This is a genomic window from Actinomyces sp. oral taxon 849 str. F0330 (genome assembly GCF_000239715.1).
GTDB classification, from domain to species: Bacteria; Actinomycetota; Actinomycetes; order Actinomycetales; family Actinomycetaceae; genus Actinomyces; species Actinomyces johnsonii.
Map to the genome: position 1 here is coordinate 169,671 of NZ_JH470351.1, position 24,594 is coordinate 194,264.

The following is a 24,594-nucleotide window of genomic DNA, read 5'->3' on the forward strand; positions in this document are numbered from 1 at the left end:
GGGCTCTGGGCGCCGGCGAGCGGCCTCTGGCGATGGCCGACCGTGAGGACCTCCTCCAGCGCTGCGTGACGGCGCTGTCCCGCCCCGGCGTCAACGGCTTCCTCGGAACCGCCGAGATCATCGAGGACCTGGCGCTCCTGGGCGCCCTGGACGGAAAGCTCGTGTGGGGCTCGATGAACCGGATCGGCCTCCAGGGGGCCTCCTTCGAGATGGACGACCGCTTCGGCGCCTACGACGCCGAGGGTATCGAAGCCTCCCACCTCGACGGCGGCAAGATGCTCACCCGCATCAACTACGCCGACCCCGCCAGCGCCGCGACCCTGAAGGCCAGTGCCGAGGCCATCGACTCCCTGTCCGAGCGCGGGCTGAACGCCATGATCGAGCCTTTCATCTCCCGGTGGGAGGACGGGCGCATCGTCAACGACCTCAGCGAGGATGCGGTCATCCGCTCCATCTGCATCGCCCAGGCACTGGGCCGCAGCTCAGCCCGCACCTGGCTCAAGCTGCCCTGCGTGAGCGAGCCCGCATCGATGCGACGGGTCATGGCCTCCACCTCTCTGCCCAGCCTTATCCTGGGCGGCGAGGTCTCCGCCGACCCCGAGGCCACCCGGGCCTCCTGGGCGGCTGCCCTCGAGCTGCCGGGCGTCAGAGGCCTGGTCGTGGGCCGCTCCCTGCTCTACCCCCGCAACGACGACGTCGAAGCGGCCGTCGACGCCGCCGTCGCCCTGCTGTGAGCGCCTGACGCACTCGGAGGGCCGGACGCCCCGCGCTTCGCCGATCGGCCCCGACCGAGCCGCACATACGAGACAATCCGCACCAGTACCAGGAGCCAAAGGAGCACCACCATGGGTCACACCGACCACCCCGCCCAGCCCGAGACGTCGGGCCAGTCCCGCTACGTCATCCGTGCCGGCGAGCTCGCCCACGACACCTACGAGCTGGACCTGACCCCCGAGCGGGCCGGCTGGGAATGGTCCTCCCTGCGGGTGGTGGCGCTCGCCCCCGGGGGCAGTCTGACCGTGCCCGCCGGAGAGCACGAGTACCTCGTCCTGCCCCTGTCCGGGGGCTGCAGCGTCCAGGCCGGTGGCGAGCGCTTCGAGATCGCCGGGCGCGACTCGGTCTTCACCGACATCACCGACTACGTCTACGTCCCCCGCCGCACCGAGGCGACCCTCACCAGCGCCGGGGGCGCCCGCATCGCCCTGCCCGGGGCCAAGGCCACCGCCGACAAGCCGCTGCGCTACTGCCCGCGCTCCGAGGTCGGCACCGGCCTGCGCGGTGCCGGCCCCTCCTCGCGCCAGGTCAACAACTACGCCCTGGGCAACGAGGTGGAGACCTCCCACCTGCTGGCCTGCGAGGTCCTCACCCCGGGGGGCAACTGGTCCTCCTACCCGCCCCACAAGCACGACGAGCACACCGAGGTCGAGCGGGTCCTGGAGGAGATCTACTACTACGAGGTCCGCTCCGGCCAGGGCGACGCCGAGGGTTTCGCTCTCCAGCGCATCTACCCCTCGCCCGGCCACGACATCGACGTGTGCACCGAGGTGCGCGGCGGCGACGTCGTCGTCATGCCCTACGGCTACCACGGGCCCTCCGTGGCCGCCCCCGGCTACGACCTCTACTACCTCAATGTCATGGCCGGTCCCGCCGAGGACTCCGTGTGGCTCATGACCGACGATCCCCACCACACCTGGGTGCGCCAGACCTGGGAGGGTCAGGAAGTCGACCCGCGCCTGCCCATGACCCCCATGAACGACGAGAAGAACGACTAGTCGCCCGCCTTTCGATCCCACCACCCGAGCACCCGAGAAGAGCAGAGAAGAACCACGATGAGCAACGAAGCCTACGCCGGCACGATCCGCCTGACGGTCGCCCAGGCCACCATCCGTTTCCTGTCCAATCAATACTCCGAGCGCGACGGCGTCGAGCAGCGCCTCATCGCCGGCGCCTTCGGCATCTTCGGCCACGGCAACGTGGCCGGCATCGGCCAGGCCCTCCTGCAGAATGAGATCGCCCGCGCCGACGGCGAACAGGAGATGCCCTACATCATGCCCCGCAATGAGCAGGGGCAGGTGCACGCGGCCGCCGCCTTCGCCAAGACCACCAACCGCCTCCAGACCTACATGTGCACGGCCTCCATCGGCCCGGGCTCCCTCAACATGGTCACCGGTGCCGCCCTGGCCACCACCAACCGCCTGCCGGTGCTGCTGTTCCCCTCCGACCAGTTCGCCACCCGCGTCCCCGACCCCGTGCTCCAGCAGCTGGAGGACCCCACCAGTCTGGATGTGAGCGTCAACGACGCCTTCCGGCCGGTCTCGCGCTTCTTCGACCGCATCAACCGCCCCGAGCAGCTCATCCCCTCGCTGCTGAGCGCCATGCGCGTCCTCACCGACCCCGCCGAGACCGGCGCAGTGACCATCGCCATGCCCCAGGACGTCCAGGCCGAGGCCTTCGACTGGCCCGTGGAGTTCTTCCGCAAGCGCGTGTGGCACGTGCGCCGCCCGGTGCCCGAACCCGCTGCCCTTCAGCGCGCCGTCGCCCTCATCAAGTCCGCCAAGCGGCCCCTCATCATCGCCGGCGGAGGCACCATCTACGCCGGCGCCAGTGACGAGCTGCGTGCCCTGGCCACCGCCACCGGCATTCCGGTGGGCGACACCCAGGCCGGCAAGGGCGCCATCAACTTCGACCACCCCGGCGCCGTGGGCGGCGTGGGATCCACCGGCTGCGACTCCGGCAACCACATCGCCGACAAGGCCGACCTCATCATCGGCGTGGGCACCCGCTACTCCGACTTCACCACGGCCTCCAAGACCCAGTTCAAGAACCCCGACGTGAAGTTCGTGAACATCAACGTCGCCCCCTTCGACGCCGCCAAGGAGAGTGCCGAGATGGTGGTGGCCGACGCCCGCGAGGCCCTGTCGGCCCTCACCGAGGCGCTCGCGGACTACCACGTCGATGAGGTCTACTCCGCCGAGATCACCGCAGAGAAGGAGGCCTGGCTCAAGGCCACCGAGCGCTGCTACCACCTGAACCACGGACCCCTGCCCGCCCAGACCGAGGTCTTCGGCGCCCTCAACGAGCTCATGGGGGAGGAGGACGTCGTCATCAACGCTGCTGGCTCCATGCCCGGCGACCTCCAGGCCCTGTGGCAGGCCCGCAGCCCGCTGCAGTACCACGTGGAGTACGCCTTCTCTTGCATGGGCTACGAGGTTCCCGCCGCGATGGGCGTCAAGCTCGCCCGACCCGAGGCCGAGGTGGTCTCCATCGTGGGCGACGGCACCTACCAGATGCTCCCCATGGAGCTGGCTACCGTGGTCCAGGAGAACATCAAGGTCATCTACGTCCTGCTGCAGAACTACGGCTTCTGCTCCATCGGCGCCCTGTCGGAGTCCCGCGGCTCCCAGCGCTTCGGCACCAAGTACCGCCAGCGCGGCGAGAGCAGCCACCTGGCCGACGAGCAGGTCATCGACGGCGTCAACATCGCCGTTAACGCCCGCTCCTGGGGATTGGATGTCCTCGAGGTCCACACCATCGAGGAGTTCAAGGAGGCCTACCGCCAGGCCGAGGCCTCCGATCGTCCCACGATGATCCACATCGAGACCGACCTCTACGGTCCCAACCCGCCCGGGTCGAGCTGGTGGGACGTCCCGGTCTCGGGCGTCTCCGCCCTGGAGTCCACCCAGCGCGCCTACGAGGACTACCAGCGCGACCGCAAGCCCCAGCGTCACTACCTGTAAGGGCACTCACTACCTGGCTACCTGGAGGGATCGCAGGTAGGACGCGGAAAGGCGTGCAGCTCCAGCGCCAACCGCAACGGCGGGGTCCACGGCAATCAAAGCCGTGGACCCCGCCGTCCGCCTCGGTACGCGTACGTAAGCTTCTGGCTGGGGCCTCGGTGTCGTCGGGGGCGCAGGGGAGACCCGAGAAGATCACGATGTGGCCAACACCCCCATTATGTTCTGACAAAATGGCGATATCTGCCGCCTAGGACGTTAGGCTGGGGGCACATGCAAGGTGCTGGGCGCCCGACCAGTCCGCCTCTAAGACCTTGGTCGGGGTTGTGTCCGGTCGACCCCATAGGCGGGGACGGGCCCGCGAAACCGACAATCAGGAGTCGATAACGATGAGAACGATTGCGCACTGGATCGACGGAAAGCCCTATGAGGGCACTCCGATCGGCCGTTTCGCCGTCGAGAACCCGGGAACCGGTGAGGTTGAGGCCGAGCTGCTCCAGGCCTCCGACGCCGACCTTGACCACGCCGTTGAGGTGGCTCGCCGCGCACAGAAGGAGTGGGCCAAGGTCTCCCTGGCCAAGCGCACGGAGATCATATTCCGCATGCGCCAGCTGGTCCTGGACCACCAGGACGAGATGGCTAGGTTGATCGTGGCCGAGCACGGCAAGAACTACTCCGACGCCGTCGGCGAGATCCAACGCGGCCGCGAGACCCTCGACTTCGCCACCGCCATCAACGTGGCCCTCAAGGGCGAGTTCTCCTCCGGCATCTCCACCGGCGTGGACATCCACACCCTGCGCCAGCCGGTCGGCGTCGTCGCCGGCATCTGCCCCTTCAATTTCCCGGCCATGGTGCCCATGTGGATGCACCCCATCGCCATCGCCACTGGTAACGCCTTCGTGCTCAAGCCGGCCTCGGCCACCCCCTCGGCGGCGCTGCTGACGGCCGAGCTCTACAAGGAGGCCGGCCTGCCCGACGGCGTCTTCAATGTCGTCTCCGGCAACCGCACCATGGTCTCCAAGGTCCTCGAGCACCCCGGCATCGACGCGATTTCCTTCGTGGGCTCCACCCCGGTGGCCCACATCGTCCAGAACACCGGCGTCACCCACGGCAAGCGCGTCCAGGCCCTGGGTGGAGCCAACAACCACGCCATCGTCATGCCCGACTCTGACCTGGATTTCGCCGCCCAGCACATCTCCGCTGCCGCCTTCGGGGCCGCCGGCGAGCGCTGCATGGCCCTGCCCGTGGTCGTGGCCGTGGGCGGTTGCGGGCCGGACCTGGCTCGCCGTGTCAAGGCCCACGCCGAGAAGATCAAGGTCGGCTACGGCATGGACGAGGGCGTCGAGATGGGTCCGGTCATCGACGCCAAGTCCAAGGAGTTCATCACCGGTCTCATCGACGACGCCGAGTCCCGGGGCGCCGAGATCGTCCTCGACGGTCGTCCGCTGGTGATCCCCGGTCACGAGAAGGGCCACTTCCTCGGCCCGACCATCGTGGACAACGTCCCCCTGGAGTCCTCGCTCTACACCGAGGAGGTCTTCGGACCGGTGCTCGCGATCGTCCACGCCGACACCTACGAGGAGGCCATCAAGCAGGTCAACTCCTCGCCCTTCGGCAACGGCGCGGCCATCTTCACCAACGACGGCGGCGTGGCACGCCGCTTCGAGCTCGACGTCGAGGCCGGCATGGTCGGCATCAACGTGCCGATCCCGACGCCGGTGGCCTACTACTCCTTCGGCGGATGGAAGGAGTCGCTCCTGGGCGACACCCACATCCACGGTCCCGAGGGCGTGCGGTTCTACACCCGCGCCAAGGCGATCACCAGCCGCTGGCCCTCGGAGAAGACCTACGCCGCGACTATGTCCTTCCAGCGCGAGGAGTAGGCGCAACCGCTCCGCCACCCATCGCTGCGGACGCACCACAGGCCTCAAAGACTGACCCTGCAGGGTCAGTCTTTGAGGCCTGTGGTGCGTCCGCGTGCTGTAGCGGAAAGGGGGCGGCTGGCTGGGGGTACTTGTCTCATCCGCCAAAGGTCAGACATCTTTGTTAGTACAAAGTCCTAGGCGTTCGGCCTGCGGGGGAGTACAGTGGGTGTCACATCCGAAACGATTCGGAGATCGCCTCACGAAGGAGACAACGATGTCCAAAGCCGTCAACACCAACGACCCCAAGTACTCCAAGCTCACCATCGGCGTCTGCCCTGACCAGTGGGGCGTCTGGTTCCCCGAGGACCCCAAGCAGATGGACCCCCGTCAGGCCTGGGAGGAGATGGCCGAGGCTGGCTTCGAGGTCATCGAGACCGGCCCCTTCGGCTACTTCCCGACCGACCCCAAGGAGCTCCAGAAGTGGTGCGACGAGTTCGGCATGAGGGTGGTGGCCGGTACCGGCTGGGGCATCCTGCACAAGCAGGAGGCCTGGGAGACCACACTCAAGACCTTCCGCGCCATCGCCGAAACCCATGCCGCCGTCGGCGCCGAATACATCGTCCACCTGCCCCCGCTCTACCGCGACGACAAGACCTGGGAGTGGACCGACGACCGCGTCCTGTCCGACGACGCCTGGAAGCTCTACGTCGAGCACGCCAATGCCCTGGGTCGGATGCTCCTGGACGAGTACGGCCTCAAGATGGTCCTCCACCCCCACGGCGACTCCCACATCGAGACCCCCGAGGAGATCGCCCGCATCTTCGACGCCACCGACCCGACCTATGTCAACCTGTGTCTGGACTCCGGGCACGTCGTCTACGGCGGCGACCCGGTCGAGCTGTGCCGGAAGTACCCTGAGCGCATCACCTACGTCCACATCAAGGCCTTCGACGAGGACATCACCCGCGAGGCCCACGAGAAGGACTGGCCCTTCGGTGAGGCCGTCACCAAGGGCGCCTCGGTCTGCCCGCCCGCCGGCCTGCCCGAGATGCACGAGTTCGTCGACGCCCTGGCGGCCCTGGACAAGCCGATCTACGCGATCTGCGAGCAGGACTGCTACCCCTGCGACCCCTCCTTCCCCAAGCAGAACGCCATCAACATGCGCAAGTACCTGGCCGAGTGCGGCCTGGGACTGGCCTGAGGCCTCCTGCCACTCGACTTGGCCGACCTATTACTGACCCCACCTCAACGAGGAGACACATCATGACTGTACGCATCGGACTCATCGGCGCCGGCGGCATGGGCCGTGCCCACCTGGCCCGCATTGCGGGTGTCCTGTCCGGCGGCGAGATCGTCGCCGTGGCCGACATCAACCACGACGCCGCGGTCTCGGCCGCGGAGCCCTATGGTGCCAAGGCCTATGACAGCGCCGATGAGCTCATCAACGATCCGAACGTCGACGCCGTCCTCATCGCCACCTTCGGCAAGGTCCACGCCCCCGACGTCATCAAGGCCATCGAGGCCGGCAAGTACGTCCTGTGCGAGAAGCCCTTGGCCACCACCGCCGAGGACTGCATCGCCATCATGGAGGCCGAGCAGAAGGCCGGCAAGAAGCTCGTCACCGTGGGCTTCATGCGCCGCTTCGACGTCGCCTACAACGAGATGAAGAAGGTTCTTGACGACGGCGAGAACGGCCAGGCCCTCCTGGTCCACAACCGTCACCGCAACCCCACCGTGCCGGAGTCCTACACCTCGCGCATGGCCATCGACGACACGGCGATCCACGAGATCGACACGATGCGCTGGCTCCTGGGCGAGGAAATCGTCAAGGTGCGCGTCGAGCGCCCCAAGTCGACTACTCACCGCTTTGACCACCTCATCGACCCGGTCGTCGTCGTCATGTACACCGAGTCCGGCGTGCGCATCGATGACGAAGTTAACGTCAACCTGCAGTACGCCTACTCCATCGAGTGCAAGCTCGTGCTGGAGACCGCCGCGTTGAGGCTGGGCGACCAGGAGCGGATCCACATCCGCGACATCCACGGCGACCGCAACGCCATGTGCCAGTCGCACATCGACCGCTTCGAGGCCGCCTTCAACCGCGAGGTGCAGGAGTGGATCAACGCCGTGGCCCGCGATGAGCACACCGGCTCGACCTCCTGGGACGGCTACGCGGCCACCTCCGTGGTCGACGCGGCGGTTGCCTCGCTGGAGGACGAGTCCTCGCCGATGGTCGACGTCAAGCTCATCGCCAAGCCCGCCTTCTACGCCTGACAAGCCTCCCCGTCGTCGTCTCTCCTGGCGCACGGCTGCTGCCGGGGCGCTCGCGATTGCTGCGTGTTCGCCAGCGCTCCGGCAAGCTCACCGGACAGACGGCGACGGGGTCCGTCCACCTCGTTCGTCCCGGGAGGCGCTCGGTCCCGCCGCCCGGGACGACGACTATTCGGCGGCAGGAAGGGGAACTCCCGGACGTCGTCGCAACGATTGAAAACTGCCGCCCTCAACCACTTCCCCCGACGCAATTGTCATGACATTATGGGTGTTGTCGACATGGCCGTCGGCACCTGAGAGGAGACCTCCTTGGTAGACATCGCCCTTGACCCGAACATGTACTACCGCACCATGTCCACGGTGCGCACGCTCTACAAGGCCGCCGAGCTGGGCTTCGAGTACGTCGAGCTCTCGCCCAACGCGGACTTCCACTTCTGGCACCACCGTCCCGCCGCCGACGACGCCTTCGTCGCCGAACTCAACAAGGCGCAGAAGGAGACGGGCGTGAAGGTGCGCACCCTCAACCCCGTCTTCAACTGGTCCTCGCCCGACGAGGAGGAGCGGTGCGCCCAGGTGTCCAACTGGCGGCGCCTGCTCGAGCTCGCCGACCAGATCGACGTCCGGGAGATCACCTCGGAGTTCTCCGGGGACCGCAACCAGGCTCGCCGCAGTGAGGAGCAATGGTTCCGTTCCATCGAAGAACTCATCCCCGACTTCGAGCGCTACGGCATCCGCCTCAACATGGAGGCCCACCCCTACGACTTCGTCGAGCTGCACGACCCGGCCCTGAACCTCGTGCGCGCGGTCAACAAGGACTGGATCGGATACGAGTTCTGCTGCCCGCACGCCTTCCACCTCTCCGACGGCGCTGGTGACGTCGAGCGCATGATCCGCACCGCTCACGAGGCCGGCAAGCTGCGCGAGGTCCACATCGCCGACGGCTTCAACCACCGTGCCAACGACGGCAACCGCTACATCATCAACCCGCCTGGCGCTGATGTCACCGTCCACCAGCACAACGAGGTCGGCAACGGTGAAGTCGACTGGGACGCCGTCTTCTCCACGCTGCGAGACATCGGCTTCGACGGTGTGCTCTCCGTGTGCGTCTTCGGCTGGCACGAGCACGCCGATGACATCAACCGCCGAGTGCTGGCCCGGCTCCATGAGGAGCTCGGCTGACCCTCATCGGTTCTCTCCGTTCACTATGAGGACCGCCCATGCTGCCGGCTCCCGCTCCTGCGCTGCGGGGCGGTGACCGGCGGACCGGGACTCTCGGTCCATCCAGCAGCGCCTTTTTCGCCTCCGCCAACGACGGCGGACGACCCAAGGAGTTCCATCCATGTCCACACCATTGAATTCTGCGGCGCAGTACACGCCGGAGAAGATTCAGGAGCTGGTCGACCAGACTCCCGCCTCGGGTCCGAAGCGCTCGCTCGGACTCATCGCCCTGGTCGCCACCCTCGGCTCGCTGCTCTTCGGCTACGACACCGGAGTGATCTCGGCCGCGCTGCCGTATATGTACCTGCCTCACGACGCCAGCGGCCTTCAGATCAACTCGGTGGAGGAAGGTCTCGTAGGGACCTTCCTGTGCCTGGGCGCCGCGTTGGGTGCCTCGGTCGGCGGCAAGCTTTCCGACAAGTACGGGCGTCGCCACAACATCACGCTCCTGGCCGCCGTCTTCTTCTTCGGCGCACTGGGGTGCACCTTCTCGCCGAACATCTGGATCCTCTACTTCTTCCGCATCGTCCTGGGCTTCGCGGTCGGCGGCGCCTCGGCGACGGTCCCGGTCTTCCTCGGTGAGACGGCCCCCAAGCGCATCCGCGGAACGCTCGTGGCCGTGGACCAGATGATGATCGTCTTCGGTCAGTTCCTCGCCTTCTCGATGAACGCGGTCCTGACCCAGATCCACGGTGGTCCGGAGGTCACCGTCGCCAAAGACGTCGTCAACAATTCCGGCGAGGTTGTCGCTAAAGCGGGCGAGACCGTTTCCTGGGAGTCGGTCCAACACCTGGCCAACGTCGCCGTCGAGTCCGGTAACGGTACGACCTGGCGCTACATGCTTGTGCTGGCCTCGCTGCCGGCCATCGCGCTGTGGATCGGGATCCGTCTCATGCCGGAGTCCTCGCGCTGGTACGTCGCCAAATTGCGTATCGCCGAGGCCATCGGAGCTCTCAAGCGCGTGCGCGATGAGTCCAAGGACGGCCCCATCGCCGACGAGATCGACGAGATGCTCGAGGTCCAGCGCAGGGAGGCCAGCCAGGAAAAGTGGGGCCTGGCCCAGATCCTCGGCGTCAAGTGGACCCGGCACCTGCTCATCATCGGCATTATCCTGGGCCTGGCGGATCAACTCACCGGTATCAACACGGCCATGTACTACACGCCCAAGGTGCTCTCCGCGGCAGGTCTGCCCATGAGCGACGCGATCTCCCTCAACGTCGTCTCCGGATTCATCTCCTTCGTGGGATCGGCGGTCGGCCTGTGGCTGGTCACCAAGTTCGCCCGCCGGCACGTGGGCATCTACCAGGAGGCCAGCATCGTGGTCTCCCTGGGGCTCCTGGCCGCGGTCTTCTTCTTCCTCATCCAGCCCTATCAGGATGCCGACGGCAACATCAAGGGCGCTCCCACCTTCGCCCCCTACCTGGTGCTGCTCATCGTCTCCCTGTTCGTCTTCGCCAAGCAGTCCGGAACGGTCACCTGGGTCCTTGTGGCGGAGATCTTCCCCGCCAAGGTCCGCGGCACGGCCATGGGGCTGGCGGTAGGCGCTCTGTGGATCGCCAACGCGATCGTCGCCCTGGTCTTCCCCATCATGATGGAGAAGCTCGGTGGAGCGGGCACCTACCTCATCTTCTGTCTCATCAACGTGTTGTCTCTCATCTTCTACATGAAGTACGTGCCCGAGACGAAGTACCACTCCCTGGAGGAGCTCGAGGAGCGCTTCGAGAAGGAGTACAGCTGACTCACTCGGTCAGGGGGCTGAGACAGTGTTGACTCGGTGACAGGACGTCGGGTTGGTGGGCCCGCCAGGAGCGGATTGAAGCCGACCGCCCGGTTCTGACACACTGTCTCAGCTCCCGTCCGACGTCGTCAGCGTCAGCTGATGCCATATCTGAACAGACATCTACACACAATGCCGCCCATGACGTACACGGTGACCGGTCCATGACCCCGCATCCGCCGCGCAGCGCGCCACCCGCCCCGGTTCGCCTCAGGCTGTACGCATGGGCGGTAGGCCTGTTCCTGGGGGCCCTTGAAGGGGTTCTCGCCATCGGGGTCGCGGGTGCCCGCGGAGGCGCCCTGCCGCTCGTCGGCGTCGTCGGTGCGGCAATGGTTCTGGGGACCGTCGCCGGCAGGCCCCTCTCCCGGCACCTGGGCCGCAGACGAACCGGCCTGGTCATGGCCGTGCTGGCCGCGGCGGGAGCGGGAATTGCAGCAGGGCTCGACGGCGTCCCTGTCCTCATCGGAGCCGGGCTCGCGGGTCTGGCCTCGGGCGGGATACTCGTCGTGGCACCACTGGTCTGCCACGAGCTCTCCCTGCGCGGACACAAGCGCCTCATGCCGCAGGTCATGGCCCTCGGGCCCGCCGGAGCGGGCGTGGTGGCACTAGCGGCCTGGTGGAGTCCAGTGCGAGTACCCGCTGCTTGGGGGGTACTCGGGGGCGCCGCGCTGATCTACCTGGTCTGCGTCCTGCGTCTTCCCGAGAGTCCGGTCTGGCTTGTGGGGCAGTGCCGGGATGTCGAGGCCTTTGAGGCGCTGCGCCGTCTGCACGGAACCCTGGAGGCCTCCGTGGCTATCGACTGGACCCGCCTGGATGCCGAGATGCTGGCCGAGCAGCAGGCACTGACCCCCGCCGACCTGCGGGTGCCCCAGGTGTGTAGCGCCGTGCTGACCGGAGCTGTGCTCATCCTGGCCCAGGAGGCGCCGCTGGGGGCGGCGGCTCTGGTCCTCGCTCCGCTGGTCGTGGCCGATCTCGGCCTCGGTTCGGGTGCGATCGCCGTCAGTGCCATGACCTGGGTAGGGTGGACGTTCCTCGCCCTGGCGCTGGTGACCCGGGTCGAGCGGTTGCGCTTCCTGCGCGTGGTTCTGGGCGCTGTTGTGGCCGTCCTGGGGGCGACCTTCCTGGTCGTCGGTCTGTCTCTCGGGGGAGCGGCGGGCGCCTGGATGATCGTCATCTCATTGACGATCCTCGTGGCCAGTCAGTCGGTGCTGGTCCTGCCGGCCTGCCAGGGGGCGATCGACCCGCGGATCCCGCCGTGGCTGGTTGAGGCCCAGCGAAGAGCCTTGGCGACCGGAGGGGCCCTGGCGCGCGCGGGCGTCCTCATCGCTGCGCTGCTCGTCGTGGTTCATCTCGGGATGTCCGTCCTCTACTGGGCGACTTTCGCGCTGTCGCTGGTCAGCGTTGTCGTCGTGCTCCTGCGGCTGCCGCGGGAACTGAAGGTCTGAGGGCGGGGCGGGTATCAAGGGTACCCGCGACCGGATTCCGAGAATCCGACTTCAGATCTATGATTTGTCAGGACAAATGTCGTAGGGTGGGAGAGCGGCCGGAGGAGGCCGCCCGACGGCCCGACGTCGTCGACATCCGACAGAGAGGCAGCTGAGCATGACGAGCAACGAGGCAGTCCAGACCTCAGAGACAACCGAGTCCATCCCCGAGGCCATTCCTGAAACCATGAAGGCCGCGGTCCTGCGGGACCACGAGGTCGGACTGGAGATCGAGACCCTGCGCACCCCCCGGCCCAAGAGCGGCGAGGTCCTCATCAAGGTGGCCGCCTGCGGGCTGTGCCACTCCGACCTCCACGTCATCGGCGGTGCCATCGCCTTCCCGCTGCCGGCGGTGCTCGGCCACGAGGTCTCCGGCACCATCGTGGAGCTCGGCCCCGGCAACGAGCACACCGGTCTGGAGATTGGGCAGAAGGTGGCGGGGGGCTTCCTCATGCCTTGCGGTCAGTGCGACGCCTGCGCCTCAGGCCGCGACGAGCTGTGCGGGCCCTTCTTCGACCTCAACCGGCTCAAGGGCGTCCTTTACGATGGCACCACCCGCCTGGCCACCCCCGACGGTGAGCCGGTGGCCATGTACTCCATGGGCGGCCTGGCCGAGTACGCCGTCGTCCCCTCCACCGCCGTGGCCCCCGTGCCCGAGACCATCGACATGGTGCCGGCGGCCATCCTGGGCTGCGCCGCCATGACCGGCTACGGGGCCGTGCGCCGCGGCGCCGACCTGCGCTACGGGGAGACCGTCGCCGTGGTCGCCACCGGCGGCGTGGGCACCAACATCGTCCAGATCGCCCGGGCCTTCGGCGCCAGCCAGGTCATCGCCATCGACGTAGACGATGACAAGCTCGCCCCCATGCTCGACTACGGGGCGACTGCCGTGGTCAACTCCGTCACCCAGAACGCCCGCGAGGAGGTCTTCCGTCTCACCGACGGCAAGGGCGTGGACGTCTCCTTCGAGGCGCTGGGCATCCCGGCCACCTGGACCACTGCCCTGGACGTCCTGGCCGATGGCGGCCGCATGGTTCCGATCGGCCTGGGGGCCGGTGTGCAGACCGCCGGAGTGGAGATCAACCGCACCGTGCGCCGCTCGCAGTCGATCCTCGGCTCCTACGGTGCGCGCACCCGCCAGGACCTGCCGGCCGTTGTCGACCTGGCCGACAAGGGCGTCATCAACTACCGCGACGTCGTCTCGCGCCGCCTGCCGCTTGAAGAGGCCGGTGCCGGCTACACCGCGCTGCGCAACCGCGAGATCCAGGGGCGTGCCGTCGTCGACATGTCGCTGTGAGCCCAGGCGGTGAAGTCCCGGGGCTTCACCGTGACCTCCCGTCCTCGCGCCTCCTGCTCGCGCCCTGCTGCTCTGAGTGGGAGGCGCGATGCGTGATCCGAAATCGAGGCGGAGGACGCGTCGTGTCCAAATCGGTGACAAAGGAACCTGTGGCTCGATCAGGCCGCTGATGGAACCGCGGAATCACGCGGTTTCTTATCGGCGGTGTGAGCCTGGATTCCGCCTTTGTATCCGATTTGGACATCTCGGGTGTCGCGGCGGTGTGCCGTCGGCCGCGGAGGGCCTCTGACTGACTATCGTGACCATTGCTAAGAGGAGGAGTCCCGTATGTCCACTGATCTGGAACGCAACAAGGAGAACGTCAAGGCCTTCTACGACCTCATGTTCAACCAGTGCCGGCCGCGCCAGGCGCTGGAGCGATACGCCGGCGACGAGTACCGGCAGCACAACACCCACGTGGCCGACGGCAAGGAGGCCTTCGTCGAGTACTTCGAGCGGATGGCCCGCGACTACCCCGGTAAGAGCGTGGAGTTCGTGCGTGCCTTCGCCGAGGGGGACTACGTCATCCTGCACTGCCACCAGCGGTGGCCGGGGTCGGATGACTACGCGGGTATCGACATCTTCCGTCTCGACGAGCACGGCCGGATCGTTGAGCACTGGGATGTGCTTCAGGTGATCCCGGAGACCTCCGCCAACGACAACGGCATGTTCTGACTCCTGCGCCGGCGCCGCGTGTCAGCTCTGCACCAGAGCCTTCCAGGCCTCGATGCTGGCGGCGATGTCCCCGGGGACAGCGATAGAGCGCTGCGTGATCTGCCGAGGAACCTCCGGTTCCTGGTTGAGGGTGGCGAAGACGGCCGAGGTATTGGCATAGGTCCGCTGCCAGAATGGGAACTTGATGAGCGAGGGCGTGTTCCATCCCACCCCGATCTCCAGGTAGAGGACCCGATCCGACTCGTGCTCGGACAGGAACCGGCGGTATCGATCAGCAACGTCGTGCCAGTGCCCATCCTCCACGAAGGTGCCGTCCACCCGCAGATTCATCGCCGCAGGTTCCCCGCACTTGGGGCATACGGGCAACAATGATGATGGAATGCGCAGGTCCCGCTGCCGCTCCACCATCTCTCGCACGGCTGACTCGTTGGACCACGTCCCGGCGTGGCAGGGGACGGAACACTGCCACAGTCCATAGTCGCCCTGCGTGGCGAACAGACGTGACTCGTCGAAGCCGTTGCGGACGAAGGCATGGTCGACGTTCGTGGTGATGACGAAGTAGCCCGTGTCCCCCAGGCTGTCCAGAATGGTCCTCAGATCCTGATAGAGGGGGAGGATGGGCTCGTTATAGCGGTTGGCCATGATGTGCCGGGACCAGTAGGCCCACCGGTGCTCCGGTGTCGGGAAGGGGTAGAACCCGGAGGAGTACATGTCGGTCAGGCCGAACTCCTCGATGAAGTCAGGGAAGAGGCGTGTGAATCGGGGGCCCGAGTAGGACAGGCCTGCTGCGGCCGACAGACCCGATCCGGCACCGAGAACGACGGCGTCAGCCTGGGAAGCTGCGTCGGCTAGGCGTCGGATCGCCGCCGGCTCCTCAGCGGTCAGGGCCGAGGAGACCGCGATAGATCGATTCGTCGATTGGGTCGAAGACATTGAAGACCACCTTTGTGAGTGACTGGCAGTGGGGAAGGACTTCGCGGACGGTGTGGACCGCGACGGTGGCAGCCTCGGCCTTGGGGTAGCCGAAGACGCCGGTGGAGATGCAGCACAGCGCGATGCTGGTGGCCCGCAGATCCTCGGCAGCGAGCAGGCAGGATTGGTAGGAGGAGGCTAGGAGCGCCTCGTGCTCGGCGGTTGGCTTGCCTTGCACGATCGGCCCGACGGTGTGGATGACGTGAGTGGCCGGCAGGTGGTAGCCACTGGTCACCGTTGCTGTGCCGGTAGATTCGGGGCGGTCCCGAGCGGCCATGATGTCCGCGCACTCCTGGCGCAGCCAGGGGCCTGCGGCCGAGTGGATGGCATTGTCGATGCAGGCGTGCAGCGGCTGGAAACATCCGAGGAGAGTGGAGTTCGCCGCGTTGACGATCGCGTCTGCCCGGACCGTCGTGATGTCGCCGCGCCACAGAGACAGGCGCGGGTCCACCTCCGTTCTCGGCAGGCTGAGGGCGTCGACGGTTTCTCGCTCGGCTGCCTCGGCGGCCAGGAGCCGCTCCAGTGAGACGTTTAGCTCCGCGGGCAGCGGGATCGCGGGTCGCAGGGCGAGCAGGGCCCGCAGTGCCAGCCGGCGCCGACCAGGATCGCTGGCCGAAACGGCGTCTACGAGCTGCTGCGCTTTGGGCTGTTCCTGAACGAGAAGCGCCAATGACGTATCAACGAGGGCGCCGCGTTGCGACTGAGTCAGTGGCGTCGATGTCATGCCCGGTCCTCTCAGCTGGTGCGGAAGAGACGAATAGTTACTTTTATACACTAAGCATCAAGTAGAGAGTAATGAGGCCAGGGCGGGCTCTGTGGCGTCTGTCGTGGGGTGCTTGATCGTCGTCGCACCAGCAGGTGGTGATGTGTTGTGCGTGGCCGGGGGTTTCTGGGCATGAGAAAAGGGGCGCCGCTTTGTGCGGTGCCCCTCGGGTTGCCATGGCTGCGCGGGCTTCCTTGGCCGCGCAGCCTCGTTGTTCTATGCCCTTGCTGGGCTGGGTCCGGGTCCTGCGTTGCTTGTGATGCGTGGTCCGGACCTGGTGGCGGGCTCGGATGAGCTCGTCGGAGTCCTCGACGCTCAGCGGGCCTCGAGAAGGTTGACGCCGGCGTAGATGCCCACGCCCATGGTGATCGCGGCCAGGACGGAGGCGGCGAACATGATGGTCGGGATACCGGTGACGGCGCCGACCACGGCCATGACCATGACCGCGACCATGATGGCGATCATGGCGACGGCGAAGGTGAGGCGGTTGGCCTCGGCCTGGGTGTTGGTGTCGGCGGCCTGAGCGGTGGTGGCGGTCTCGACGGTCTGGGTGGGGTGCTCGGTGATGGTGGCGGTCATGTGAGTGTTCCTCTCGATGTGTGTCGAGCAGGTCCGCCTAACTACCAGTCGTGCGTCCCTGCACGACGGTGTGCAGCCCGTAGGCCGGACGGAGGTTTCTCCGTCGATCAGAACTCTAGGAACGCTCCATCTGATTGTCTAGACAAAGGATCGTGACGTGTGTTGCGTTGGCGACTTGTGGATCACAGGGGATCGCTGGGAGGGCTGTGGTTCGGTTGCAGGCATATGGGCGGATGTGGCGTCATGGAGGGTGTTACTGGTCCTGGTGGGGGTCGGGAAGGTTTGTGTCATGGGTAGTTTTGATCTGGAAACGTGACCTGTGAGGCGGACGTGCGATGTGAACCACTGGTCTAGTCCTCTTGTGTCAACGTCGGAGCCGGGGCGCCAGCGGCCGGCAGGGCGGAAGGCGGCCGGTTGCCGCCCCGGCTATCCTGATCGGGTGACGACCAGCCAGACTTCCCCCAGTGCCGTCGGCCCCGTCCTCGTGGTGGACTTCGGGGCGCAGTACGCCCAGCTCATCGCCCGCCGTGTGCGCGAGGCCGGCGTCTACTCCGAGATCGTGCCTCATTCCATGGACGCTGCCGCCATGCTGGACAAACAGCCCTCGGCCATCATCCTCTCCGGCGGGCCCTCGTCGGTCTATGCCGACGGCGCCCCCTCCGTCGACCCGGCCGTCTTCGACGCCGGGATCCCGGTCCTGGGTATCTGCTACGGCTTCCAGGCCATGGCCCAGGCGCTGGGCGGAACGGTCGGGCGCACCGGCACTCGCGAGTACGGGCACACCCCCGCCCGAGTGGAGGAGGGATCGTGCCTGTTCGCCGGCACCCCGGACGACCAGGTGGTGTGGATGAGCCACGGCGACGCGGTCCAGGCCGCTCCCGAGGGCTTCGCCGTCACCGCCTCCACCTCCCAGACGCCGGTGGCCGCCTTCGAGAACCCGGACCGTCGCCTCTACGGGCTGCAGTGGCACCCCGAGGTGCTCCACTCCGAGCACGGGCAGGCCGCCTTGGTCAACTTCCTGCACAAGGAGGCGGGGCTGCCGGCCACCTGGACGCCGGACAGCATCATCGACGATCAGGTCGCCCGTATCCGCGAGCAGGTGGGCGACGCCCACGTCATCTGCGGACTGAGCGGGGGAGTGGACTCATCCGTGGCCGCAGCCCTCGTCCACCGCGCCATCGGCGACCAGCTCACCTGCATCTTCGTCGACCATGGCCTGCTGCGCGCCGGTGAGCGCGAGCAGGTGGAGCACGACTACGCCGAGGGCATGGGCATCCGCGTCATCACGGTTGACGAGACCGAGCGCTTCCTGAGCGCCCTGGCTGGCGTCACCGAGCCGGAGGCCAAGCGCAAGATCATCGGCCGGGAGTTCATCCGCTCCTTCGAGGCCGCCCAGCGTCGGGTGATCGAGGCCGTGGGCGCCGAGGGTGGCGAGATCCGCTTCCTGGTCCAGGGGACTCTCTATCCCGACGTCGTCGAGTCCGGTGGGGGAGAGGGTGCCGCCAACATCAAGAGCCACCACAACGTGGGAGGCCTGCCCGAGGACCTCGACTTCGAGCTCATCGAGCCGCTGCGCGAGCTGTTCAAGGATGAGGTGCGTGCCATCGGCCGCGAGCTGGGAGTGCCGGAGAAGATCGTCGCCCGCCAGCCCTTCCCTGGGCCGGGGCTGGGCATCCGCGTCATCGGCGAGGTGACGGCCGAGAACCTGCGCGTTTTACGGGCCGCCGACGCCATCGCCCGTGAGGAGCTCACTGCCGCCGGGCTCGACGACGAAATCTGGCAGTGCCCGGTGGTGCTGCTGGCCGACGTGCGCTCCGTGGGCGTCCAGGGCGACGGACGCACCTACGGTCATCCCATCGTTCTGCGGCCGGTCAGTAGTGAGGACGCCATGACGGCCGACTGGACTCGCCTGCCCTACGACGTCCTGGCGCGCATCTCCAACCGGATCACCAACTCCGTACCGGAGGTCAACCGGGTGGTGCTCGACTGCACGAGCAAGCCCCCGGGCACCATCGAGTGGGAGTAACGGGCAAGTTGGAGCGACTGCCTGCCGTTACTGGGCCCTGCTGGCGCTGAAGCGCTGGCGGGGCCTTGTTTTGTCCGTCGCTGAGCGGTCTGGAGCGTCTATCGGTCCTGGTCGGGGAGGCGACTGGCGGTTCGGCAGGGCGGCGTGGCCGGCGGTCCGGCCGATGCGGCTGGACCTGCGTATCGAGGACTGCGATTCTCGCCGGGAACGTACTTTTCCTGCAGTTGACTGAGACCTGCCACCAGTGGTCTGCGGGAGGGATCAGTCCTCGTCGAAAAAGTACGTTCCCGATCGGGTTGGACCTGGATTCAGGAGCAGTGGTCGCGTGAACTACGAGAGTGATGGGGTGTTTGTCTCCGAACTCAACGAGGACTTTGAGAAATCACTGATAGGTCGATATTGCTTTGCGACTTTTGTGTCTCGAATAAAACAAAAGTGTGGGGTATTTGACGGGGTGAATGATTGTTAAAGGTCTGTGTTTCCGAAGAGTTCTGGTGGTGCTACGATCGCGCTGATCGAGTGCATTCAATGGAGGTGTCGGGATGTCTGTTCCTGCGGGTTGGTATGACGATGGAACGGGCCGTCAGAGATGGTGGGATGGCAATGCATGGGGTGTATACGCGCAGGATGTCTCCTCTGTTCAGGTGGAGGCTCGTCCAATGGGCTATGGTCAGGTGTCCGCTCCGGTTGCGCAGCCCTCTAAGGCGCCCGGATTGTTCAATGCGTTGGGTCAAGCCGTTAAGAATGCGGCGGCCGAACGGAAGGATGTGGCGATTGGGGCACTGACTGCTGGGGCGAGAGCACGCAGGCAGCGTGAGGAGCATGAACGGGAGGAGCGACTTCGACAGGCCGAGCATGCTCGGATGGCAGGAAGGAGAGTCACGAGCGGGATATTCGGGACCTCGACGATCGAAATCTATGAAAACGGGTATGTTCGTGTGGCTGGTCCAGACGCTGTGGGGCGCTCTTGTCAGATAAGCGACTCGACTCCTTACGAAAGTCTTATTTCCATCTCTTTCGAGCGTCCCGATAATGGCGATGCTGGCTCGATCGGAGCGGTAGCGACGCCGTCGGTTGCGACGGCCGGTGCTGCGGTGAAGGTGGTCTCAATGATCACCAAACGTAATCCTGCGGTCATGGCGATATCTGCCGGTGCTGGTATCGCGGCTGCCGGTGCTGGCGCGGTCGCTAAGATCGTGTCGGCGAAAGCTGTTTTGACTATTACCACTGATCAGAAGATTCATGCACTGACCAACCAGGTGAAGCACCCAACGACGGGGATTATGATGCCCAGGAAGGATCATGAAAGTGTTGGTGAGGTTCTGGAGCAAACGGGCAACTCGGTTCTGAGCGCCCTTGGGTGTGGGCCTGTGTCACCAAGCGTTCCCGCTCTGCTGTCCGGTCAGGTCGAGGTGCCTCAAGAGCTGAGTTCTCCTGGCGTATCTTCTGAAGACGTCGCGAAACGTCTACGTGATCTGGATGAACTGCGCAAGGAAGGCATCCTGGACGACGCCGACTTCCTTATCGCCAAGCGCCAGTTGTTGGGGAGGCTGTAGATTAGTCTCCACGTCATGTTTTCGGAGATCACGGAAAAATTGAGATATGTGCGGTAAGTATGTGACCGTATTGAAACGCTAGATTCCTGCTTTTCGTACTTCCGGGCATTCAATGTTGGTGTGGTTCTGACTACGATGGGTGAAGCAGTGGATATCACTGCATTAGATTGTCTCATTTCGGCATACCGTCGAATATCAGGAGCCACAATGTCGTATCCTGCCCAGTCCAACCCGCCTCAGCAGTATCCGCCGCAAGATCAGGTGCCCGCGCCAATGCAGCAAGTGCCAGCGCCGTTGAAGAAAGGGCGCAACACCGTGGGTATCGTCGCCCTGGTGATGGCGGTCATCGGGTTCATTTTTGCCTGTGTTCCCGGCGCGCTCATCATCGGCTGGATCCTGCTGCCGATCTCCTTCATAGTCGGCCTGGTGGGACTCTTCCGAAAGGGAGAAGTATTGTGGCCCGCGGTTACCGCCGTGGTCATCTCGGTGGTCGGCACGATCGTCGGAGTCATGGTGTTCCTGACGGTCCTGTCGAATGCTGTTGGTGAGGCCGTCTCATCCTCCGGTGCGGTCTCTGCGTCGGTAGCTCCTGGCGGTGCAGGATCCTCTGGGCAGGGAAAGACCCGTGAGAACCCCTACCCGCTTGGTACCGAGATCTCCAGCAAGGACTGGAAGGTCGTCATCAACTCGGTCACGTTCAACGCCAATGACGCGGTTGCCGCGGCTAACGAGTTCAACGATCCGCCTGCTGATGGAAAACAGTATGTCCTCATCAACTACACGGCCACCTACATCGGTGATGACTCGAGTGGAGAATCTGCGGCCTTCGTCTCGGTTGACTACGTCACGGCCGACGGAGTCACCGTCGATGGAACCGATTCGATGGCCGTCGCCCCGGACGCCATCGACTCTCTGACGACTCTGTACAACGGTGCGAGTGTCACCGGGAACGTTGTCCGGGCTGTTCCCGTTGACAGTGCGCAGGACGGAGTTCTGGCGGTTCGCCCCGGACTGCTCGCTGACAAGGTCTTCGTCGCCGTGAAGTAGCGTTTGCGCCTCAGCCCTCGATACCGGGGTCGGTCGCCGGGGTGGCGGCCGGCCCCGTCCTCGTGCGCGACGGGTCTTGTCCCTGTCCAAGAAATGGACTGCGACGGCGCCGCCATTGACAGGCTCCGGTGATGGTCCGCATATGATTTCGGCGAACGCGCCGCTGGCACTGGGCCTCGGCCGCATCCCCTGAAGGACGTCCCATGACGAGTACCGGTCGAAGCGCCACCGTGCTGCCGCTCGTCGTCCGCACCGCGCGAAGCGAGCGCGTTGCTGCGCCCTCCCCGTCCTTCGCCCTCTCACACGCCATGAACCGGCAGGTCATGGCGTGTTGTTGTCGCTGTATGCCGTAGGCGTTCGTACTTCTGGCAGCCCCCGCAATGAACGCGGCCCGACGCTTGCACGTCGGACGCGCTCCGGACTGGCTAGCAGTCCACCTGTGCGGACGTCCTCACCCCTTCCCAGGGCCGTGAGCGCAGCGACGTCATAGCGCGCGGCCGCCGAACCGGGACCGAAGGAACCCCTGTGTCTGCCGCCTCCTCCACCGTCTCCACCAGCGCGTCACCCACCGCGCCCACCACCACCCGCGACTCCGACGAGGCCCGTGCGGTGGCGCGCCGCCAGGCACCGCGCCACCGCACGATTCGCCCTCACCCGCCTCATCCAGGGCATCTTCGTCGTCTGGGTCGCCGTCACCATCACCTTCATCGGCCTGCACCTGGCGCAGCGCCTTCGGCGAGCCCGGTGATGGCAAACCGGTCGACGGCAACCCCACCGAGCGCTGGAACGCCCCAGCCAATCGTGAGCACCTGGGAGGATCGCCCCTTCTTCTCATGTCCCGGCGGCGCCGGCAGTTGGGAGCAGTTGCGCGGCTGGACCGAGGCCCGCCGCGCTGGCAACCTGACCGTGCTGTGAGGATATCGGGACCGGTCGTCCCGGAAGAAGGTGGGGAAGGATCTGCGACAGTATCTGCAGATAGACGCTGGACCAGCCCCTGCCGGAACCGCCGGAGCGACCGGCCCGACTGCGCTCTCCAGCCTGACGCCGACTGCAGACCGAGGATCAACCATGACCGATCACCCCACTGAGCCCATCACCACCGGCTCCGAGGCGGAGGCCGTCCACTGGACCACTCCGCCTACCGACGGCGGTGAGCGTCTCGACGGACGCTCGGCCGCACTGGTGAGTGCCGACCGCCTCCTCACCGGTCGGCGCGGCCAGGTGGAGGGCAGCCTTGAGACGATCGGAATCCGGACCAGTAGTCCGAGCGAGGCCGAGGTCGCCCAGGCGCGTACGGCCGGCCAGGGCGGTGCCGTCCTCCTGCGGGGACGGGACATCTTGGCCGTCGGAACGACCGCCGAGCTCGAAGGGCGCCTGACCGAGCTTCTTCCCGACGTCGACCCCAACGACGTCGTACGCGTGGACCTGCCCGGCACCACCCTCATGCCTGGGCTCATCGAGACCCACGACCACCTGCCCACCTCCGGCACCGACGTCGAGTACCCCGACTACGGGCCTCATGAAGTTGCCCGCCTCACCCTCAACGCCGCCCGCGCCGCTCGCGAGCTGCTCAGCGAGGGCGTCACCAGCGTCCAGTCCCTCGGGGCGCGCCACTACGTTGACGTCGCCCTGCGCGACGCCGTCGACGCCGGAGACTTGCGCGGGCCCCGGATCATCGCCTCCGGGCCGCAGATCACCACGACCGGCGGGCACGCCCACCACGCCGGAGGCGCCGCGGACTCCCTGGACGAGATCCGCCACCAGGTCCGCCATCACCACCTCATGGGCGCTGACACGATCAAGGCGATGGCCACCGGTGGCTTCATGACCGATGGTTCTGCTCCCTGGTTCGCCCAGTTCACCTCTGAGGAGCTGCGGGTCCTCTTCGACGAGGCCCACCGCCTGGGGAAGTGGACGGCTGCCCATGCCCACGGCACCCAGGGCATCGAGCGGGCCGTGCGCGCCGGGGTCGACTACATCGCCCACGCCTCCTTCGTCTCGGCGGCCGGGCGCAGCGAGTTCGACCCCCACCTGGCCGACGAGATGGCGCGCGCCGGCGTGTACGTCGACTGCACGATCGTGGCCGACCTGCCCGGCATCATCGCGGCCGACCCGACCTTCGCCCCACCCGCCCGCCAGCTGTGGGAGCACGGGGTGAGAATCGTCGCCGGCCACGACGCTGGCATCCCCGCCTCCCCGCAGCGCGCCTACGTCGGTGGCCTCCAGGCCCTGGAGTCCGTGGGCCTACCCCGTACCGAGGTCCTGCTGGCCGCCACCTCCAGGGCCGCCGCCGCGATCGGACGCGCCGGCGTCACCGGGGTGCTCGCCCCCGGCTTCGAGGCGGACCTCATCGCGGTCGCCGGGGACCCGAGCCAGGACCTGGCCGCCCTGCACGACCTGCGCCTCGTGGTGGCTCGCGGCCGCGAGTTCCGCCCCGATCGGGTCGAGGGCCTGGCCGCCTCCCAGGCTCCCACCGAGGCAGTCGGTCCGTCGGCGACCCTGGCCGAGTGGCGAGAGCGCAGCGCCCGGGCAGCCCGCCACCCGGAGGTCTGAGCGTGCAGGATCAAGCACCGGGGGACAGACGGAGAGACAGTTGGAAAGACTCCTGGGGGCCGGCTCGCGCCCGGCTGACCGACCTGGCCGAGGACTACGCCCGACTCCTGGCCTCACAGGACCCGGCGGCGGCCGAGGCCACCGGTTTGCCGAGCCGAACGCTCCTGCCCGACGTCGGCCCTGAGGCCCTGGCGGAGAGAAACAGGGTCGAGCGCAGGCTGCATCAGCTCGTCCGCGCCGTCGAAACGCCCCGGTCCCTGACCGGTAACCACGGGGCGAAGGACGACGACGCTCGAGACAGTACGCCCGGCGACGGCGATCCTTGGGGTAGGGCACCCTTGGCAGTACGCGTCCTGCGCGCCCATCTGCTCGAGCGTCTGGGGACCTCCATCGACCTCATCGAATCGGCGGACCAGGGCGCTGAGCTCAACATCCTCACCTCACCCTTCCAGGGCGTGCGCCGACGCCTCATCACCCTGCCCACTGACCTGCCTGGTTCCACCTCCTCCGTACAGGACTGGGCGGACCTGGTCGACCGGTACCGTGCCGCACCCTGGGCCCTGACGGGAATCCGCGACTCCCTGGCGGTCAGTGCGGCCCAAGGCGTTCTGCCTCCTCGCGGACAGGTCGAGGCCGTCGCCCGGCAGACCGACGACCTGGCGCGCATCCTGGCCTCCCAAGCCCGCGGCGACCTGAGCGGCGGCGGCCATGCTGCGCCGGGCGGCGCCCTCTGAGACA

At 66.6% G+C, this 24,594-nt stretch carries 20 protein-coding genes; 17 read left to right on the forward strand and 3 right to left on the reverse strand.

Annotated elements, in window-relative coordinates; genetic code table 11:
• The 11 genes from HMPREF0975_RS06580 to HMPREF0975_RS06630 all read left to right on the forward strand — a co-directional run.
• The coding region (locus tag HMPREF0975_RS06580; protein WP_009233357.1) for a Cgl0159 family (beta/alpha)8-fold protein at positions 1 to 734 on the forward strand (734 nt) is incomplete at its 5' end.
• A 111-nt stretch (positions 735 to 845) separates the two neighbouring features.
• Positions 846 to 1,772: a 5-deoxy-glucuronate isomerase gene (iolB, locus tag HMPREF0975_RS06585; RefSeq protein ID WP_009233358.1), complete on the forward strand. Its 927-nt coding sequence runs from the start codon at positions 846 to 848 to the stop codon at positions 1,770 to 1,772.
• A gap of 57 nt (positions 1,773 to 1,829) precedes the next feature.
• Positions 1,830 to 3,737 carry a 3D-(3,5/4)-trihydroxycyclohexane-1,2-dione acylhydrolase (decyclizing) gene (gene iolD / locus HMPREF0975_RS06590; protein ID WP_009233359.1) on the forward strand — a complete coding sequence of 636 codons (1,908 nt, stop codon included), beginning with the start codon at positions 1,830 to 1,832 and terminating at the stop codon, positions 3,735 to 3,737.
• Positions 3,738 to 4,123: 386 nt separating this feature from the next.
• Positions 4,124 to 5,617 carry a CoA-acylating methylmalonate-semialdehyde dehydrogenase gene (locus tag HMPREF0975_RS06595; protein WP_009233360.1) on the forward strand — a complete coding sequence of 498 codons (1,494 nt, stop codon included), beginning with the start codon at positions 4,124 to 4,126 and terminating at the stop codon, positions 5,615 to 5,617.
• A gap of 256 nt (positions 5,618 to 5,873) precedes the next feature.
• Positions 5,874 to 6,800: a sugar phosphate isomerase/epimerase family protein gene (locus HMPREF0975_RS06600; RefSeq protein ID WP_009233361.1), complete on the forward strand. Its 927-nt coding sequence runs from the start codon at positions 5,874 to 5,876 to the stop codon at positions 6,798 to 6,800.
• Positions 6,801 to 6,862: 62 nt separating this feature from the next.
• A complete protein-coding gene (locus tag HMPREF0975_RS06605; protein ID WP_009233362.1) occupies positions 6,863 to 7,873 on the forward strand; it encodes a Gfo/Idh/MocA family protein in 1,011 nt (336 codons plus the stop codon).
• Between the two features lie 306 nt (positions 7,874 to 8,179).
• A complete protein-coding gene (locus HMPREF0975_RS06610; RefSeq protein ID WP_009233363.1) occupies positions 8,180 to 9,049 on the forward strand; it encodes a sugar phosphate isomerase/epimerase family protein in 870 nt (289 codons plus the stop codon).
• A 160-nt stretch (positions 9,050 to 9,209) separates the two neighbouring features.
• Positions 9,210 to 10,826: an MFS transporter gene (locus HMPREF0975_RS06615; protein ID WP_009233364.1), complete on the forward strand. Its 1,617-nt coding sequence runs from the start codon at positions 9,210 to 9,212 to the stop codon at positions 10,824 to 10,826.
• Between the two features lie 203 nt (positions 10,827 to 11,029).
• Positions 11,030 to 12,310, forward strand: coding sequence for an MFS transporter (locus HMPREF0975_RS06620; RefSeq protein ID WP_009233365.1), 1,281 nt, complete (start codon positions 11,030 to 11,032; stop codon positions 12,308 to 12,310).
• Between the two features lie 157 nt (positions 12,311 to 12,467).
• Complete coding sequence (locus tag HMPREF0975_RS06625; protein ID WP_009233366.1) at positions 12,468 to 13,646, forward strand: zinc-binding dehydrogenase; 1,179 nt, start codon at positions 12,468 to 12,470, stop codon at positions 13,644 to 13,646.
• A 327-nt stretch (positions 13,647 to 13,973) separates the two neighbouring features.
• A complete protein-coding gene (locus HMPREF0975_RS06630) occupies positions 13,974 to 14,360 on the forward strand; it encodes a nuclear transport factor 2 family protein (RefSeq protein ID WP_009233367.1) in 387 nt (128 codons plus the stop codon).
• Between the two features lie 21 nt (positions 14,361 to 14,381).
• Here the strand turns inward: HMPREF0975_RS06630 and HMPREF0975_RS06635 are convergent, their stop codons facing one another.
• The 3 genes from HMPREF0975_RS06635 to HMPREF0975_RS06645 form a co-directional block, all read right to left on the reverse strand.
• Positions 14,382 to 15,293 (reverse strand): hypothetical protein, encoded by a 912-nt coding sequence (locus HMPREF0975_RS06635; RefSeq protein ID WP_009233368.1) that lies wholly within the window; start codon positions 15,291 to 15,293, stop codon positions 14,382 to 14,384.
• Complete coding sequence (locus tag HMPREF0975_RS06640) at positions 15,235 to 16,056, reverse strand: protein-ADP-ribose hydrolase (RefSeq protein WP_009233369.1); 822 nt, start codon at positions 16,054 to 16,056, stop codon at positions 15,235 to 15,237. The genes HMPREF0975_RS06635 and HMPREF0975_RS06640 overlap by 59 nt, the downstream gene beginning before the upstream one ends.
• Positions 16,057 to 16,410: 354 nt before the next feature.
• Positions 16,411 to 16,674 (reverse strand): hypothetical protein, encoded by a 264-nt coding sequence (locus HMPREF0975_RS06645; RefSeq protein ID WP_009233370.1) that lies wholly within the window; start codon positions 16,672 to 16,674, stop codon positions 16,411 to 16,413.
• 439 nt (positions 16,675 to 17,113) lie between these two features.
• On the opposite strand from HMPREF0975_RS06645, the gene guaA reads away from it, so the two are divergent.
• The 6 genes from guaA to HMPREF0975_RS06670 all read left to right on the forward strand — a co-directional run bounded on the left by guaA (position 17,114) and on the right by HMPREF0975_RS06670 (position 24,590).
• Positions 17,114 to 18,700, forward strand: a complete 1,587-nt coding sequence (gene guaA / locus HMPREF0975_RS06650) for a glutamine-hydrolyzing GMP synthase (RefSeq protein ID WP_049939546.1) — start codon at positions 17,114 to 17,116, stop codon at positions 18,698 to 18,700.
• Positions 18,701 to 19,242: 542 nt separating this feature from the next.
• Entirely contained in the window at positions 19,243 to 20,256 is a 1,014-nt protein-coding gene (locus HMPREF0975_RS06655; protein ID WP_009233372.1) for a DUF2510 domain-containing protein, read from the forward strand.
• Between the two features lie 273 nt (positions 20,257 to 20,529).
• Positions 20,530 to 21,303: a DUF4352 domain-containing protein gene (locus HMPREF0975_RS06660; RefSeq protein WP_232212477.1), complete on the forward strand. Its 774-nt coding sequence runs from the start codon at positions 20,530 to 20,532 to the stop codon at positions 21,301 to 21,303.
• Positions 21,304 to 21,907: 604 nt separating this feature from the next.
• Positions 21,908 to 22,051 carry a hypothetical protein gene (locus HMPREF0975_RS15555; RefSeq protein WP_009233375.1) on the forward strand — a complete coding sequence of 48 codons (144 nt, stop codon included), beginning with the start codon at positions 21,908 to 21,910 and terminating at the stop codon, positions 22,049 to 22,051.
• Between the two features lie 320 nt (positions 22,052 to 22,371).
• Positions 22,372 to 23,856 carry an amidohydrolase family protein gene (locus HMPREF0975_RS06665; RefSeq protein WP_009233376.1) on the forward strand — a complete coding sequence of 495 codons (1,485 nt, stop codon included), beginning with the start codon at positions 22,372 to 22,374 and terminating at the stop codon, positions 23,854 to 23,856.
• Positions 23,857 to 23,858: 2 nt separating this feature from the next.
• Positions 23,859 to 24,590, forward strand: a complete 732-nt coding sequence (locus HMPREF0975_RS06670; protein ID WP_009233377.1) for a DUF885 family protein — start codon at positions 23,859 to 23,861, stop codon at positions 24,588 to 24,590.
• Positions 24,591 to 24,594: the final 4 nt, after the last annotated feature.